This is a genomic window from Novosphingobium sp. CCH12-A3 (assembly GCF_001556015.1).
Classification (GTDB): domain Bacteria; phylum Pseudomonadota; class Alphaproteobacteria; order Sphingomonadales; family Sphingomonadaceae; genus Novosphingobium; species Novosphingobium subterraneum.
In genome coordinates this window covers 68,272-81,178 of record NZ_LSIA01000198.1, presented here as the reverse complement: position 1 = coordinate 81,178, position 12,907 = coordinate 68,272, and the positions used below count along the sequence as shown (strand labels likewise).

General features: G+C 62.9%; 12 protein-coding genes. All 12 read right to left on the bottom strand.

The features are described from left to right. Positions 1-76 precede the first annotated feature (76 nt). Positions 77-1,279, bottom strand: coding sequence for a DUF1624 domain-containing protein (locus AX703_RS15125; protein WP_062345223.1), 1,203 nt, complete (start codon positions 1,277-1,279; stop codon positions 77-79). A gap of 50 nt (positions 1,280-1,329) precedes the next feature. After that, the gene (locus AX703_RS15120) at positions 1,330-1,944 is read right to left on the bottom strand and encodes a hypothetical protein (RefSeq protein WP_062345220.1); all 615 of its coding nucleotides are present in this window, start codon (positions 1,942-1,944) and stop codon (positions 1,330-1,332) included. Continuing rightward, positions 1,944-2,684: a HupE/UreJ family protein gene (locus AX703_RS15115; RefSeq protein ID WP_062345218.1), complete on the bottom strand. Its 741-nt coding sequence runs from the start codon at positions 2,682-2,684 to the stop codon at positions 1,944-1,946. Before AX703_RS15115 ends, AX703_RS15120 begins: the two co-directional genes overlap by 1 nt. A 7-nt stretch (positions 2,685-2,691) precedes the next feature. Next, positions 2,692-3,075, bottom strand: a complete 384-nt coding sequence (locus AX703_RS15110) for a hypothetical protein (protein WP_062345216.1) — start codon at positions 3,073-3,075, stop codon at positions 2,692-2,694. Between the two features lie 23 nt (positions 3,076-3,098). Next, positions 3,099-3,851 (bottom strand): DUF4198 domain-containing protein, encoded by a 753-nt coding sequence (locus AX703_RS15105; RefSeq protein WP_039335958.1) that lies wholly within the window; start codon positions 3,849-3,851, stop codon positions 3,099-3,101. A gap of 168 nt (positions 3,852-4,019) precedes the next feature. Continuing rightward, entirely contained in the window at positions 4,020-5,099 is a 1,080-nt protein-coding gene (locus AX703_RS15100; protein ID WP_062345214.1) for a tartrate dehydrogenase, read from the bottom strand. Positions 5,100-5,125: 26 nt separating this feature from the next. Then, a complete protein-coding gene (locus AX703_RS15095) occupies positions 5,126-6,580 on the bottom strand; it encodes an NAD-dependent succinate-semialdehyde dehydrogenase (RefSeq protein ID WP_062345212.1) in 1,455 nt (484 codons plus the stop codon). A 2-nt stretch (positions 6,581-6,582) separates the two neighbouring features. After that, positions 6,583-7,440 (bottom strand): GNAT family N-acetyltransferase, encoded by an 858-nt coding sequence (locus AX703_RS15090; protein ID WP_039335952.1) that lies wholly within the window; start codon positions 7,438-7,440, stop codon positions 6,583-6,585. A 143-nt stretch (positions 7,441-7,583) separates the two neighbouring features. Next, positions 7,584-8,909 (bottom strand): FAD-binding oxidoreductase, encoded by a 1,326-nt coding sequence (locus tag AX703_RS15085; RefSeq protein ID WP_062345210.1) that lies wholly within the window; start codon positions 8,907-8,909, stop codon positions 7,584-7,586. A gap of 27 nt (positions 8,910-8,936) precedes the next feature. Continuing rightward, on the bottom strand, positions 8,937-10,397 hold the full coding sequence (locus AX703_RS15080; RefSeq protein ID WP_062345208.1) for an aldehyde dehydrogenase family protein: 1,461 nt from the start codon (positions 10,395-10,397) through the stop codon (positions 8,937-8,939). Further along, entirely contained in the window at positions 10,394-11,674 is a 1,281-nt protein-coding gene (locus AX703_RS15075; RefSeq protein ID WP_062345206.1) for an FAD-binding oxidoreductase, read from the bottom strand. The genes AX703_RS15080 and AX703_RS15075 overlap by 4 nt, the downstream gene beginning before the upstream one ends. 41 nt (positions 11,675-11,715) lie before the next feature. Continuing rightward, complete coding sequence (locus AX703_RS15070) at positions 11,716-12,897, bottom strand: alanine racemase (RefSeq protein WP_082734621.1); 1,182 nt, start codon at positions 12,895-12,897, stop codon at positions 11,716-11,718. Positions 12,898-12,907 lie beyond the last annotated feature (10 nt).

Sequence of the window (12,907 nt, the reverse complement as noted above, 5' to 3'; positions counted from 1 at the left end):
TGACATGAAGGCGCGCGGCATATTCTGCCGCACGCCTCCTTTGCCCCGGCCTCGCAGGCCCGGCATGACGCAAAGCTCAGAAGTACTTGAGCCAGGTGATGTCACGGCGGCGGCGCTTCAGACGAGCGTACCACACGGTCGGCAGATAAAGTGGCACGATCATCGCCACGAACCACAGCAGCACCCAGTTGTAGTTGTCGAACATGTAGGCGGTGCCGTTGTTCGGACCCCAGATGGCAAGAGCACTGTGGTAGAGGATGCGAAGAACCGTGAGGTGCAGCAGATAGAAGAACATCGGTGCGCCGCCGAAGATCGCCAATGCCGCGACCAGGCGCGAGTCATTGATCTTCTCGAACAGCACGAGCAGCAGTGCCCCGCCTCCAAGCGTCGGCAGCAGGAACAGCAGCGACGGCGGATACTTCGTCATCGAGATGAAGCTGATGACCGTGCGAACCGGATCGCCTTCGACCACGAACCACGGCTTGTCGCCGTAGACGTTGAGCAGGCGCAGCAGCACAAACGCGGCGATCATGCCGAAGCCCAGCACCAGCAGGCGCTTTTGCCGGACTGCGGGCGCGACCTCTCCGGTGAACCAGGGCCCGATGCCGAAGCCGAGCAGGATCACGCCGAGCCATGCGAGGATCGGATAGGTTGTCTTGGCCACGAAGCCGAGCGGCAAGTCGAACGCGTCACGCTGGTGCAGCAGGGCCCAGACCGGGAACAGGGCATCGTCCTTGGTCAGCACGATCGGATCAAGCAGGTTGTGGAAGCATACGATGCCAAGGCCCAGCGCAATGATCGCCGGCCGTGGCAGGCGCATGAAGGCCGCCAGCAGGATCATGCATATGCCGATTGCCCAGATCACCTGAAGCCAGAACGTCGGCTGCGGTACGATCCCCCAATAGAGCGGCGAGAGATAGACCAGCTCGATCACGATCAGCAGAAAGCCACGCTTGAGAAGGTATTCAGTGGTCTCCTCGACCGTGTGATTGACGCTGAAAAGGTAGACGCCAAGCCCGGTCAGCGCGACGAAGATCGGCGCACAGAAACTTACCGCGAACCGGGCAAAACCGACGGCAGGGATGATGGTCAGTGCATTGATCGGGTCGGTCACCGGATAGTTGACGAACCACGTCTCACGCAGGTGATCGAGCAGCATCAGCACCATCACGAAACCGCGCAGCGCGTCGATGTTGGCCAGACGGGCATGGGCCGTGGCCTTTGTCCCTCCTGCTGCAACATTTATGCCCCCGGGAGGCAATGTCATACTGGTGGCCATGATCCCTGCCCTCTTTCCTTCTTGAATACCTTGCCCTGCCGCATCTTGCATCAGCCCTCTGGCAGGAACAGATCCTTGTAGAAGCCGGTAGTCCTTACCGTGACCGTGACCGGCGTTTCGCCCTTGTTGCGGAAGTACCAGCCATGCGTGCCGTCGAACGGCGCGGTAAAGCTGCCCTTGCCACCGGTCATCTGCTTCTCTTCCCAATAGCTGGTGAACTCGCCCTCGGCGGCGTTGACCTTTTCGCCATGCATATCGGCCTTCACCGGTCCGCCCTTGGCCGACCATTCGAAGACATAGCTTTGCCCAGCCTGCATGTGGGCTTTCACTTCCTGTCCACTGTGCGGCGCAAGCGTCAGCGTCATTTCGTCGCTGCGCATGTCGCCCTCGCGGACGATCGCGGCCTTGGTTGGGGTCGCCGGCCCAGAAACACGAGACTCGACCGGAGCCTCAGCCGGGGCGGGTGTCGCCTCCTCGCCGCCCGCCCCCATGCCGACGATTCCGGTCAGCCGACCAACGCCGGTCGGGTCGATGCCGTATTCCGCTGGCATCACGAACAGAACCAATATGGCAGCTGCAGCCAGCAACGCCCCGCCGGTTGCCTTGGCAAGCGTCGATGGCGGAACCTGGATCGAATTCACCGGATTTGCGATTTCGGCCTGCATCACATCGCTCCCGTCGAGCCTTGCGTGAAAAAGCCGGTGAGCTGGAAGCCCACCAGCACGAAGCCCGCGCACATCAGCGCGGCATTGGCGGCAATGGCACTGCGGCGAAAGCTGCTGGTGGACCGCCACAGGTTCATCGCGATCAGGATTGCTCCGAGTGCGGTGAACTGGCCCAGCTCAACGCCGATGTTGAAGCTGATCAGGTTCGGCACCAGCCCATCGGCGGAGAGGGTCAGGTCCTGCAGCTTCGTGGCGAGGCCGAAGCCGTGGAAAAACCCGAAGATCAGCACTGCCGCCTTGGGATTGGGCGCCCGCCCGAACAGTGTCCGGAACCCGTCGAGGTTGTCCAGCGCCTTGTAGACCACCGAAAGCCCGATGATCGCATCGACGATGTAGGGGTTGGCGCGGATGTCGAACAGGACGCCCAGCAGCAGCGTGGTGCTGTGGCCGATGGCAAACAGCGTCACATAAGTGCCCACGTCCTTCAGCCGGTAGAGGAAGAAGATAACGCCGACCAGGAACAGCAAGTGATCGTATCCCGTCACCATATGCTTGGCGCCGAGGTACATGTAGGGGCCGATGGCCATCCCCGATGCGCCTTCTATGAAGGCACGGTCGTCCTCGCCCACGCCATGGGCGTGCGCTGCCGACTTCAGGGCAAGAATGATGAAGAGGGCGATGGCCCACCCGGCCCATCGCAGCAGTCCTTGCGGAAGCGAAAGGGCAGTGGGGCGGACCATCACTGCTTCACTTAACCGTGAAGGAAGCGAGCGTCTTGGCTCCGCTGCCCTTGGCCGTGAGTGCGACCACCACCTTGGCACCAGCCGGGATCTTGAGCCCCGGTGCCGACATGCGGTTGCCGGCTTGCGCCGCAAGCGGCGTTTCCGCCTTGGCCCCCGCTGCCGTGACAATCAACTTGCCGGAAAAGCCCGTGGCCGCCAGCGGCTCGTCCTCTTCGGTGATGTAGATATCGACGCCCTTGGGTGCGCGGACCAGTTCGACAACGGTCTCACCGACCATTGTCACAACCCCGCCATGCAGCGGCTTCATGGAACCGTGGGCCTTGGCGGATACCGCGAAAGCGATCAGCGAAAGCCCGGCAAGGGCGGCGGTGATTCTTTTCATGTTCATTGCAATTCTCCCCGAGGCAGCGGTCATTCCGGCAGGTGTGGCAACACGAACGTGAGCGAGGCGCGGTGCTCCATTTGCTTGTACTTGGCCGGATTGTCCGAAGGTGCGACGAGGATACCGACGACCACGTTCAACCCCTGATTTCGCACCGGCAAAGTGACATAGCCCTGCGCGTCGGTCATCGACGGCTTCTGGTCGGGGTCATTCACGTAATCGTGCAGGATCGCCACGTTTGCGGCAGGCTTGCCTTCGAACATCGCCCGGAGGCGGATCGGCTGGCCCATCGCTTGCGGAATGGCATTGTCCGCCGGAATCAGTTGCAGCTTGTGGCCGGGGATGAGCGGCATGGGCTTCGATGGCAACTGGTTGATGTGGACGGCATACTTGAAATTATGCTCGCTCACCGTGGCATCCTTGACCTCGTCGAGGCCCTTGTTGTGCCAGGTGCCGGCGGCATCCTTGGACCACACGCCGTAGTCCATCACGGCTGCGACCACCGCCATCGGCTCATCACTGTCGACCACCGGGATCGCCCCCGCCGCGCGCAGCGATGCCGTTACCGGCAGGCCGTCGGCATCATAGCCGGTGACCGACGTGACCAGGGGCATGCGCTTTACCGCATCAAGATCGTCCGATCCGACGCCGTAGACCATGGCGAGCTGCTTGGCCCGCTGAGCGAACCAGATCGCGTGGGCGCTTGCGGTGCTCGAGGCGAAAGCCGCACCCACTGTCGCTACTGCGATGGCGGCTGAAATGTAAGGAGAAATCCTGCGCAAGATGGTGGCCTCCGGACTGACTGGCCGGGCGTTTCCGGCAAGACAAGCTTATGACTCGCTGTCGGCATTTTTGCCCGAAAGGCCATGGCTGTCGACATGATGGCCCGTGATCTTGCAGCTTTGCGGCAGAACTTGTCGCCTGCCGCAAAACCATCCACACCCTGTCCCTTATTGAAGCGCCTCGGCGATTGCCTTGCCGCATTCTTCCGTGCCTGCCGCTCCCTTGAGGTCTCGCGTGCGTGCCGCAGGCGTTGCCAGAACCTGTTCGATCGCCCGCATTATCGCGGTGGCGGCATCGGTCTCACCCAGATGCTCCAGCATCATCGCGGCGGACCAGATCTGGCCAACCGGGTTGGCTATGCCCTGCCCGGCAATGTCCGGCGCAGAGCCGTGTACCGGTTCGAACAGCGAAGGGTGCTTGCCCTCGGGATTGATGTTGGCCGAAGGCGCCACCCCGATCGTGCCGGTGCAGGCCGGGCCGAGATCGGAAAGGATGTCGCCAAACAGGTTGGAGCCGACCACCACGTCGAAGCGGTCCGGGTTCATCACGAACTGCGCGGTCAGGATGTCGATATGGTACTTGTCGTGAGAAACGTCGGGATACTCGGTTGCGATCGCTTCCACGCGCTGATCCCAATAGGGCATGGTAATGGCAATGCCGTTGGACTTGGTCGCGCTGGTCAGGTGCTTGCGCACACGCGTTTGGGCCAGATCGAAGGCATAGCGAAGCACGCGATCCACGCCGACGCGCGTCATGACGGTGTCCTGAATCACCAACTCGCGCTCGGTGCCGGGGAACATGATCCCGCCGACAGAAGAATACTCGCCCTCGGTGTTCTCGCGCACCACCCAGAAGTCGATGTCGCCCGGTTCGCGCCCGGCCAGCGGGCAGGGCACGCCCGGCATCAGCCGCACCGGCCGAAGGTTGATGTACTGGTCGTATTCGCGGCGAAACTGGATGATCGAGCCCCAGAGCGAAATGTGATCGGGCACGGTTTCAGGCCAGCCGACTGCGCCGAAGAAGATCGCGTCGGGCCGGCCGATTTCTTCCTTCCAGTTTTCCGGCATCATCCGGCCATGGCGCGCGTAATAGTCGCACGAGGAAAAGTCGTGCCACTTCTGCTCCAGCTCGAAGCCGTATAGCGACGCAGCCTTTTCCAGCACGCGCATGCCTTCGGGCATTACCTCGTTGCCGATACCGTCACCGGGGATCACCGCGATGGTGTGCTTGCGTGTATTGCTGCTCATGTAGTCCCCCTTGAGGCCGCGCAGATTCAGATCTTCAGGCCACCAATGTGGAAGGCCTTGGTTTCCAAGTACTCCTCGATGCCCAGTGTTCCGCCCTCGCGCCCAAGACCCGATTGCTTGACACCGCCAAAGGGAGCCATTTCCATTGCTATGGATCCGGTGTTCAGCGCGATCATGCCCGCCTCCAGCGCTTCAGCTACTCGGAATGCGCGATCTAGCCCGGATGTGTAGAAATAGCTGGCAAGCCCGTATTCGGTGTCGTTGGCCAACAGAATTGCCTCGTCCTCGGTTTCGAAGCGGAACAATGGAGCCACCGGGCCGAAGGTCTCTTCGCGTGCCAGTCGCATTCCGGTATTTGCCTCGCCGATGATCACCGGGCGGGCAAAGTTGCCGCCTTGTGCGCCCTTGCCCGAGAACAGGATCTTCCCGCCCTTGCCCAGGGCATCTTCGACATGCGCCGACACCTTATCGGTCGCCGCACGATTGATCAGGGGGCCGGTTGTCGCATCGGCATCCATGCCGTTGCCGACATTGAGCGCCTCGACGGCAGCGCCCAAGCGCGCGGCAAATTCATCATAGATCGGTGCGTGAACGAGAATGCGGTTGGCACAGACACAGGTCTGACCGGCGTTGCGGAACTTGCTTGCCATCGTGGCCTTGACCGCCAGATCGAGGTCGGCATCATCGAACACGATCAGCGGCGCATTGCCACCCAGCTCAAGGCTCAGCCGTTTGATCGTGTCCGCACTCTGCCGCATCAACAGCGAACCGACGCGCGTCGATCCGGTAAAGGACAGCTTGCGCACTACCGGGCTTGCCGTGATCGCCTCGCCGATCGCGCGCGGCATTCCGGTCAGCAGGTTGATCGTACCCTTGGGGAAGCCTGCCCGGATTGCCAGTTCGATCAGGGCAAGCGCGGTGAACGGCGTCATTTCCGATGGCTTGATCACCACCGGGCACCCTGCGGCCAGCGCCGGTGCGCACTTGCGGGTAATCATCGCGGCCGGGAAGTTCCATGGCGTGATGGCAGCTGAAACACCCACCGGCTCGCTCAGCACGATGATCCGGCGATCCCGTTCGGGCGAGGCGATGTTGCGCCCGCCCACGCGACGGCCTTCTTCGGCGAACCACTTGATGAAGGTTGCGGCATAGCGGATTTCGCCCTGCGCCTCGGCCAAGGGCTTGCCCTGCTCGGCCGTCATGATCCGGGCAAGGTCATCCAGATTTGCAAGGACCAGGCCGTGCCACGCCTCCAGCAGCGCGGCACGTTCGCCCGCCGTGCGCCGCCGCCAGTCGGCCCAGGAGGCCTGCGCTGCATCGATTGCCGCATTCGCCTCGGCAGCACCACAATCGGGCACGGTGCCGATTACTTCGCCAGTGGCCGGATTGGTCACCTCAAGCGCGGGAAGACCGGCAGAGATCCAGGCACCGTCGACGAGAGCAGCCTGCCGCAGCAGGGTGGGGTCCTTCAAGTTCAGCATGTTCAACCAAGCGCCTGTGCAGCAAGACCAAAGATAGCGACATTGTCGCCGGGAACCGGTGCGGGACCGAGTGCCATTCGCGTAACATGTCCCACCTCTGGCAGACCGACTTCTTCAAGCCAGGGACCAAGCCCAGTCACCTCCGGCACGTCGATTCGACAGAAACTGCCCGTCTGTGTCCCGAGCCAGTGGGCAATCAGGGCCTTTGCGCCTGTGGCATCCGGCGCAATCACCGGACCGATGAGCCAGCCGCGGCCAAACCTTCGCATCACGGCAAAACCGGTCTGCTCGTGTTCACGGCACAGCACCACCGCGCTGCCGTCGGCAAGAAGGGCGTCGAGCACGGCCTTTCGGTCCATGCCCGTGGCCGAGGAGTAGAGCGCGTCAAGCACCTGTGCATCGGCAACTCCCATCGGTCTCACCCGTTCGCCGGGGCGGAGCTGGACGAGAGGCTGTACCGGCGCGATGCCCTGATGCTGATGGACCTTGCCCATCGCGACGAAACCGAGCTTCGAGTAAAGCGGCAAGCCTTCGTCAGTGGCATTCAGGATCACCGTAACGCCGTCCAGCCGCTTCAGCATGGCACTTGCCAGTTCGCGGCCAAGCCCACGTCCCTGCTGCGCCCTCGCCACGATGATCACGCCGATCATCGCAAAGCTTTCCCCAAATCGCCACGCCATGATCGTGCCACACGGCTTCCCATCCACCTCGGCAACCAGTCCGCTGCCAATAGCCAGCAGTTTCTCGAGGTCTTCTTCGCGGTGCGGCCATTGTTGCTCGAAGCACAAATCGGCGACATCGTGAATATCGTCTGTGGTCATGTCTCGCAGCACGATCTGCGTCGCGTCCTGAACTTTCATCCGATACTCCCGCGAAAATCACCACATCAGTTCGACCTGGGCCGCCGATCATCGCCCGTTCTATCTGGCAGTTATCAAAACTAGCTGCCGCATTTGACGGGTATTTGGAATTTTATTGCGAAATCCGGAAAAACTTGCCGCGGCTAGAATTCCGAAACGTCAATCTCTGCACCGGGATCGAAGCGTGAAAGCCGATAAGGCCGCGGGTCGACGATAGGCTCTTGCCCCGTCGCGATGTCTGCCACCAGATGCCCCGCCCCCGGCCCGATCCCAAAGCCATGTCCACTGAAGCCGGCGGCGAGGATGAAGCCTGGAACCGCCGGTATCTCACCGATGACCGGCACGCCATCAGGGGTGCTGTCGACAAAGCCCGCCCATGTTCCAACGATGGGCGCCCGTGCGACTTCCGGGATGAGGCGCGACACGCGCTCCACTGTCAGGCGGATCGTCTTTGCATCCGGAGAGGGGTCGAGGATACGGCGCGCTTCCATCGGCGTCGGCCGATCCAGCGCCCACCGTGAAAGTGTCTCGTGTCCGGCGCGCAGGCCTTGCAGCCCCCCCGGGGAAACCTTTTTCCAGCGCTGCTTGAACATCGGAATGAACTGCTTCTGGAACTGCAGAAATTGCATCGTCGGATCGACCTTTGCCCGTCCGCTGTAGGCCAGCGCATGAGCGCCATCACCGCGCCGTGTGATCGACATTGAGTCCCCGTAGAATGCATCCGGCAGGCTCATGTCGCCTGTGCCAACGGCAAGGATCGACTGGCGCACCGTCGCCTGCGGGAAGCGCACGCCCAATTGGCGCATGAACGATGATGCCCACGCACCGCCGGCATGGATGACCAGCTTCGTGGCGATCGTGCCACGCTCGGTCACCACGCCGCTCACGGCCCCGCCGGTCGTCTCGATCCCGCGCGCCGCGCAGGCCTGATGCACCGTGCCGCCAAGCGCCATGATCGCCCGCGCCACAGCAGGGACCGCAAGACCGGGGTCCGCAATGCCGTCCATCTGCGAATGCACGCCGCCCTTCCAGACCTGCTTGGTGAAGCTCCCCTTCTCGGTAGCCTCCTGGCTGTTCAACATGCGCGTCTTCACGCCGATGGACCGGGCATAATCGCCCCACTTCGCCCACGTCGCAATTTCAGACTCGTCATTGCTGACATAGAACAGGCCGCAGCGCCGAAAACCCGTTTCCTCGCCGCTCTCGATCCCGAACTGCTCCCACAGGTCAAGCGCCTTGGTCGCCAGCGGTAACTCTCTCTCGTCGCGGTTCTGTTGGCGACACCAGCCCCAGTTGCGGCTCGATTGTTCCCCGCCGACGACCCCCTTTTCGATCAGCGCGACCTTGAGGCCACGCTTGGCCAGGTAATAGGCGGTAAAGCTACCGATCACGCCAGCTCCAATGACAACGACGTCGGCCTGACTGGGCAGTTCCGGAGTGGATTCGATGAACCTCAAGGGCGCGGGCATGTCATGCTTCTCCGATGATCGCGGATTTCATGCGAAACCAAGAATGGCCTTTACCTCGAGATATTCCTCGAAGCCGAAGAGCCCGTATTCGCGGCCGTTGCCGGACCGCTTGTAGCCGCCGAATGGAGCGTGAGGATCCCACGCCGGCGAGTTGATGTGGACTTGCCCCGTGCGGATGCGCAGAGCCACGCTGCGGGCCTGATCAAGGTCGGCACCGTGGACATGGCCGCCAAGGCCGTAGTCGGTGTCATTGGCGATCGCGACCGCCTCGTCGATGTTGTCGTAAGGGATGATGACCAGCACCGGCCCGAAGATTTCCTCCTGCGCGATGCGCATCCCACTGGAAACGTCGGAGAAGATTGTCGGCTGGACGAAGAGGCCGTGATCGAGCCCTTCCGGACTGCCAAGACCTCCGCATACCAGCCTCGCGCCCTCCTCGATGCCCACCGCGATCATCGTCTGAACGCGACGATGCTGCGCTGCATTAGCGATAGGACCAAGCGTCGTTGCATCCTCGGTCGGATCGCCCACGATGATGCCTTCGACCGTTCTGCGCGCAATTGCTTCGACTTGTGCCAGGGCTGAGCGCGGCACGATCATCCGCGTTGGCGCGCTGCACGATTGGCCGACGTTGCGGAATGCGGCCATCACACCCAACGGCACGACGCGCTCGAAATCGGCATCGGGCATCAGCACGTTGGGAGATTTGCCGCCCAGCTCCTGCGTCACTCGCTTGACCGTGGGGGCCGCACCTTGTGCCACCAATACGCCAGCGCGGTTCGATCCGGTAATCGAGATCATGTCGACATCCGGGTGCGCTGCCATGCCCGCGCCCGCTTCGCTGCCGGTTCCGTTAAGCAGGTTGAACACACCTGCAGGCGCGCCGGCATCATGCACGATCTGCGCAAACATGATCGCGCTCAACGGCGAAAGCTCGCTGGGTTTCAGCACCACCGTGCATCCCGCAGCCAGCGCTGGGGCAACCTTGGCGGTGATCTGGTAGAGCGGCCAGTTCCACGGCGTGATCAGCGCGGCAACGCCGATGGGTTCGCGCACGATGGCCGTCGTGCCGCGCATCGTCAGGAACTCGTAGTCCCTCAGCACCTCGATCGCGGCCTGCACATGGCCCAGCGCGAACGGTACATGCGATGCGCGGGCAAAGCTGATCGCCGCGCCCATCTCCGTCACCAGCACCTGTGCCAGCTCTTCGGCCCGTTCGGCCATCAGCGCGTGGACGCGTTCCAGTAGCGCGATTCGTGCTGCCACGGGGCTTTGCGAGAATGCGGCAAAGGCCCCCCGCGCCGCTGCCACCGCCCGATCGAGATCGGCCGCCGTGCCCGCCGCGACTTGCGCGATACAGTTGCCATTGGCGGGATTGATCACCGGCAGCCGTTCTGCGCCGGGCAGGTCGATCCACTCGCCGTCGATATAGGCCTTGCCCGTGAGCGGAAGCACCGCCTGCAGTGCGTCCTGCGCTGGATCGCTCATCCTACCATGTCCTTGTAGCGGTAGTAGGCGCCGACGAACGGCAGGAACCATGGCGTCCCGAAGTATCCCGGGATCGCTGGCCAATCGAAATCGCGCCACGGGTTCGCATCGGCCTTGCCGTCCAGCACCTCGGCCATGATCTTGCCCATGTACGTCGCCATGTGCGTGCCGTGGCCGCTGTACCCCATTGAATAGAACAGGCCGTCCCGCTCCCCGGCACGCGGCAGGCGGTCGCTGGTCATGTCCACCATCCCGCCCCAGCAGTAATCGATGCGCGCATCGGCCAGCTCGGGGAAGAAGTCCGCCATGGACCGCCGCAGGATCATTCCGCTCTTGGCATCAGCCGCCGGATCGCTGCGGCTCGAAAAGCGCGCCCGTCCGCCGAAGAGGATGCGGTTGTCCGGGGTCGTGCGGAAATAGCTGACGAAGTTGCGCGTATCGACCGTGTTGCGCCGACGCGGCGTCAGTCGGTCAAGCAGATCCACCGGCAAAGGCTCTGTCGCGATCAGATAGGCTCCGACCGGCACCAGGCGACGGCGAAACCAACCCAGCGGCCCAACACGTGACGTGCCAGTAGCCAACAACACCTGATTGGCAATCAGGCTGCCATGCGGCGTGGTGAGTTCATGGCTTGTGCCTGAAACGCGGCGCATCTTGAGCAAGGGGTTATGCTCGAAGATCGTACCGCCCCGCCGCACCACGGCTTCGGCCAGGCCCTGCCCGTACTCGCCCATGTGCATGTTGGCGCTCTTGCCGTAGAGCATGCCTCCGTAAAAGATGTCCGAACCGATTTCCGTTGGCAGGTCCTGCGGCATGACCAGGCTCGTCTCGGGATCGACATTACGCGCCAACAGATCCTGCGACCGCTTGATCTTCTCGAAATGCTCGGGCTTTGCCGCCAGCTTCAGCTTGCCGACGCGTCCGAAATGGCACTCGATGCCTTCCTCGGTCACGATCTGCTCCACCAGATCCACCCCGGCATCGAAGGCACGGTAAAGCATGTTCGCGCGATCCAGCCCGAACTTCTCGACCATGCCGCCATAGTCCTGGGCAAAGCCGTTGTTGCACATACCGCCGTTGCGGCCCGAAGCCGCGCTTGCAACGCGATCCGCCTCGAGGACGACGACTTTCGCCCCCTTCCTGGCCAGCGCAAGCGCGGCGGAAAGACCCGTGAAACCTGCGCCAATCACGGCAACATCGGCAGTGCCACTCGGCCCGCCCGGCGCGCCCGAGGCAAAGGGCTTCGCGCTATCGAGCCAGTAGGAGGTCATCTTCATGTCGTTCTCCACCCTCGCGGGCTCCGGAAAGGAAGGCGGCGTCACCAACCCCGCATGCGTGGCCAATTGCCGATGATTGCGCGACCCGTGCCATCGACCACGTTGTAGGCCTCGTGCTGCGCGCAAGTGGCGCAGGCGTGGTTGGGCAGCACCCGCACGCGCGAACCGATGGCCAGTTTCGGCAGAACGCCACCGCTGCCCGGGCGCACCTTGATGATGCCGTGCTCCTGGCTGGCGTCGTCCACGATCACGTCAGAAAACGGATTGCCGTCGATATCGCAGACCAGGCCATAACCCTGGTCCACCGGATGGCGCTGCGTCCCCCTGTCGCGCGAAAGGGCCATCCAGCCCCCGTCAGTCAGGATCCAACCCTTTTCCGGGCGATGGCCGATCACCGTCAGCAGCACCGATGCCGCAATGTCGTCCAGCGAACAGACGCCGATCCCGTGCATTACCAGATCGAAGAAGCTGAACACGCCCGCGCGCACCTCGGTCACGCCCGTAAGATCCTGCGCAAAATGCGCCGTCGGCGTGGAGCCGACGCTGACCACGGGCGAGGCATGGCCAGCAGCCCGCAGCATTTCCGCCGCCGCCACTGCTGCCGCCCGCTCGCCCTCGGCGGCTTCCGGCAAACCAGCGCCGCCGCGCGCATTGTAGGATTCTCCCGCGTGTGTCAGCACGCCTGCCAGTTCCACCCGGCCGTTCCGCAGTACGTCGGCAATAGCGACAAGATCAGGGTCGTCCGGCAGAACTCCCCCGCGATGTCCGTCGCAATCGATCTCGATCAGCACGGCCGGCATCGGCCCGCCATCTCCCGCCGCAGCAACCAGGGCTTGAGCCTGCTCCAGCGTATCGATCAGCACCGAAAGCCGCACGCCTTTGGTGACCAGCTTGCGAGCCCGCGCAATTCGGTCAAGGCTCAGGCCGACGGCATAAGTGATGTCGTCAAACCCACCTTCTGCAAAATACTCCGCCTCGGCCAACGTCGAAACGGTGATCGGCCCTGTTCCTTCCGGAAATAGCCTGCGCGCGACCTCGATCGACTTGCTCGTTTTCACGTGCGGTCGAAACCCGGTTCCAAGCTTTGCAAGATGCGCGCGCAGACGCGCGATATTGCGATCAACCTTGGTTACGTCGAGGATCAACGCCGGCGTCGCCACTGTTTCCAGCGAAACCGGAGTTGCCAATTCGGCGTCGAGGGCTGCAGCTTCGGTCATCAACATCCTGCCTGTA

Excerpts from the sequence above, each read along its gene's own strand:
- AX703_RS15100 (WP_062345214.1), bottom strand. The coding sequence starts at position 5,099 with ATGAGCAGCAATACACGCAAGCACACCATCGCGGTGATCCCCGGTGAC.
- AX703_RS15115 (WP_062345218.1), bottom strand. The coding sequence starts at position 2,684 with ATGGTCCGCCCCACTGCCCTTTCGCTTCCGCAAGGACTGCTGCGATGG.
- AX703_RS15080 (WP_062345208.1), bottom strand. The coding sequence starts at position 10,397 with ATGAGCGATCCAGCGCAGGACGCACTGCAGGCGGTGCTTCCGCTCACG.
- AX703_RS15075 (WP_062345206.1), bottom strand. The coding sequence starts at position 11,674 with ATGAAGATGACCTCCTACTGGCTCGATAGCGCGAAGCCCTTTGCCTCG.
- AX703_RS15095 (WP_062345212.1), bottom strand. The coding sequence starts at position 6,580 with ATGCTGAACTTGAAGGACCCCACCCTGCTGCGGCAGGCTGCTCTCGTC.
- AX703_RS15070 (WP_082734621.1), bottom strand. The coding sequence starts at position 12,897 with ATGTTGATGACCGAAGCTGCAGCCCTCGACGCCGAATTGGCAACTCCG.
- AX703_RS15110 (WP_062345216.1), bottom strand. The coding sequence starts at position 3,075 with ATGAACATGAAAAGAATCACCGCCGCCCTTGCCGGGCTTTCGCTGATC.
- AX703_RS15120 (WP_062345220.1), bottom strand. The coding sequence starts at position 1,944 with ATGCAGGCCGAAATCGCAAATCCGGTGAATTCGATCCAGGTTCCGCCA.
- AX703_RS15085 (WP_062345210.1), bottom strand. The coding sequence starts at position 8,909 with ATGCCCGCGCCCTTGAGGTTCATCGAATCCACTCCGGAACTGCCCAGT.
- AX703_RS15125 (WP_062345223.1), bottom strand. The coding sequence starts at position 1,279 with ATGGCCACCAGTATGACATTGCCTCCCGGGGGCATAAATGTTGCAGCA.
- AX703_RS15090 (WP_039335952.1), bottom strand. The coding sequence starts at position 7,440 with ATGAAAGTTCAGGACGCGACGCAGATCGTGCTGCGAGACATGACCACA.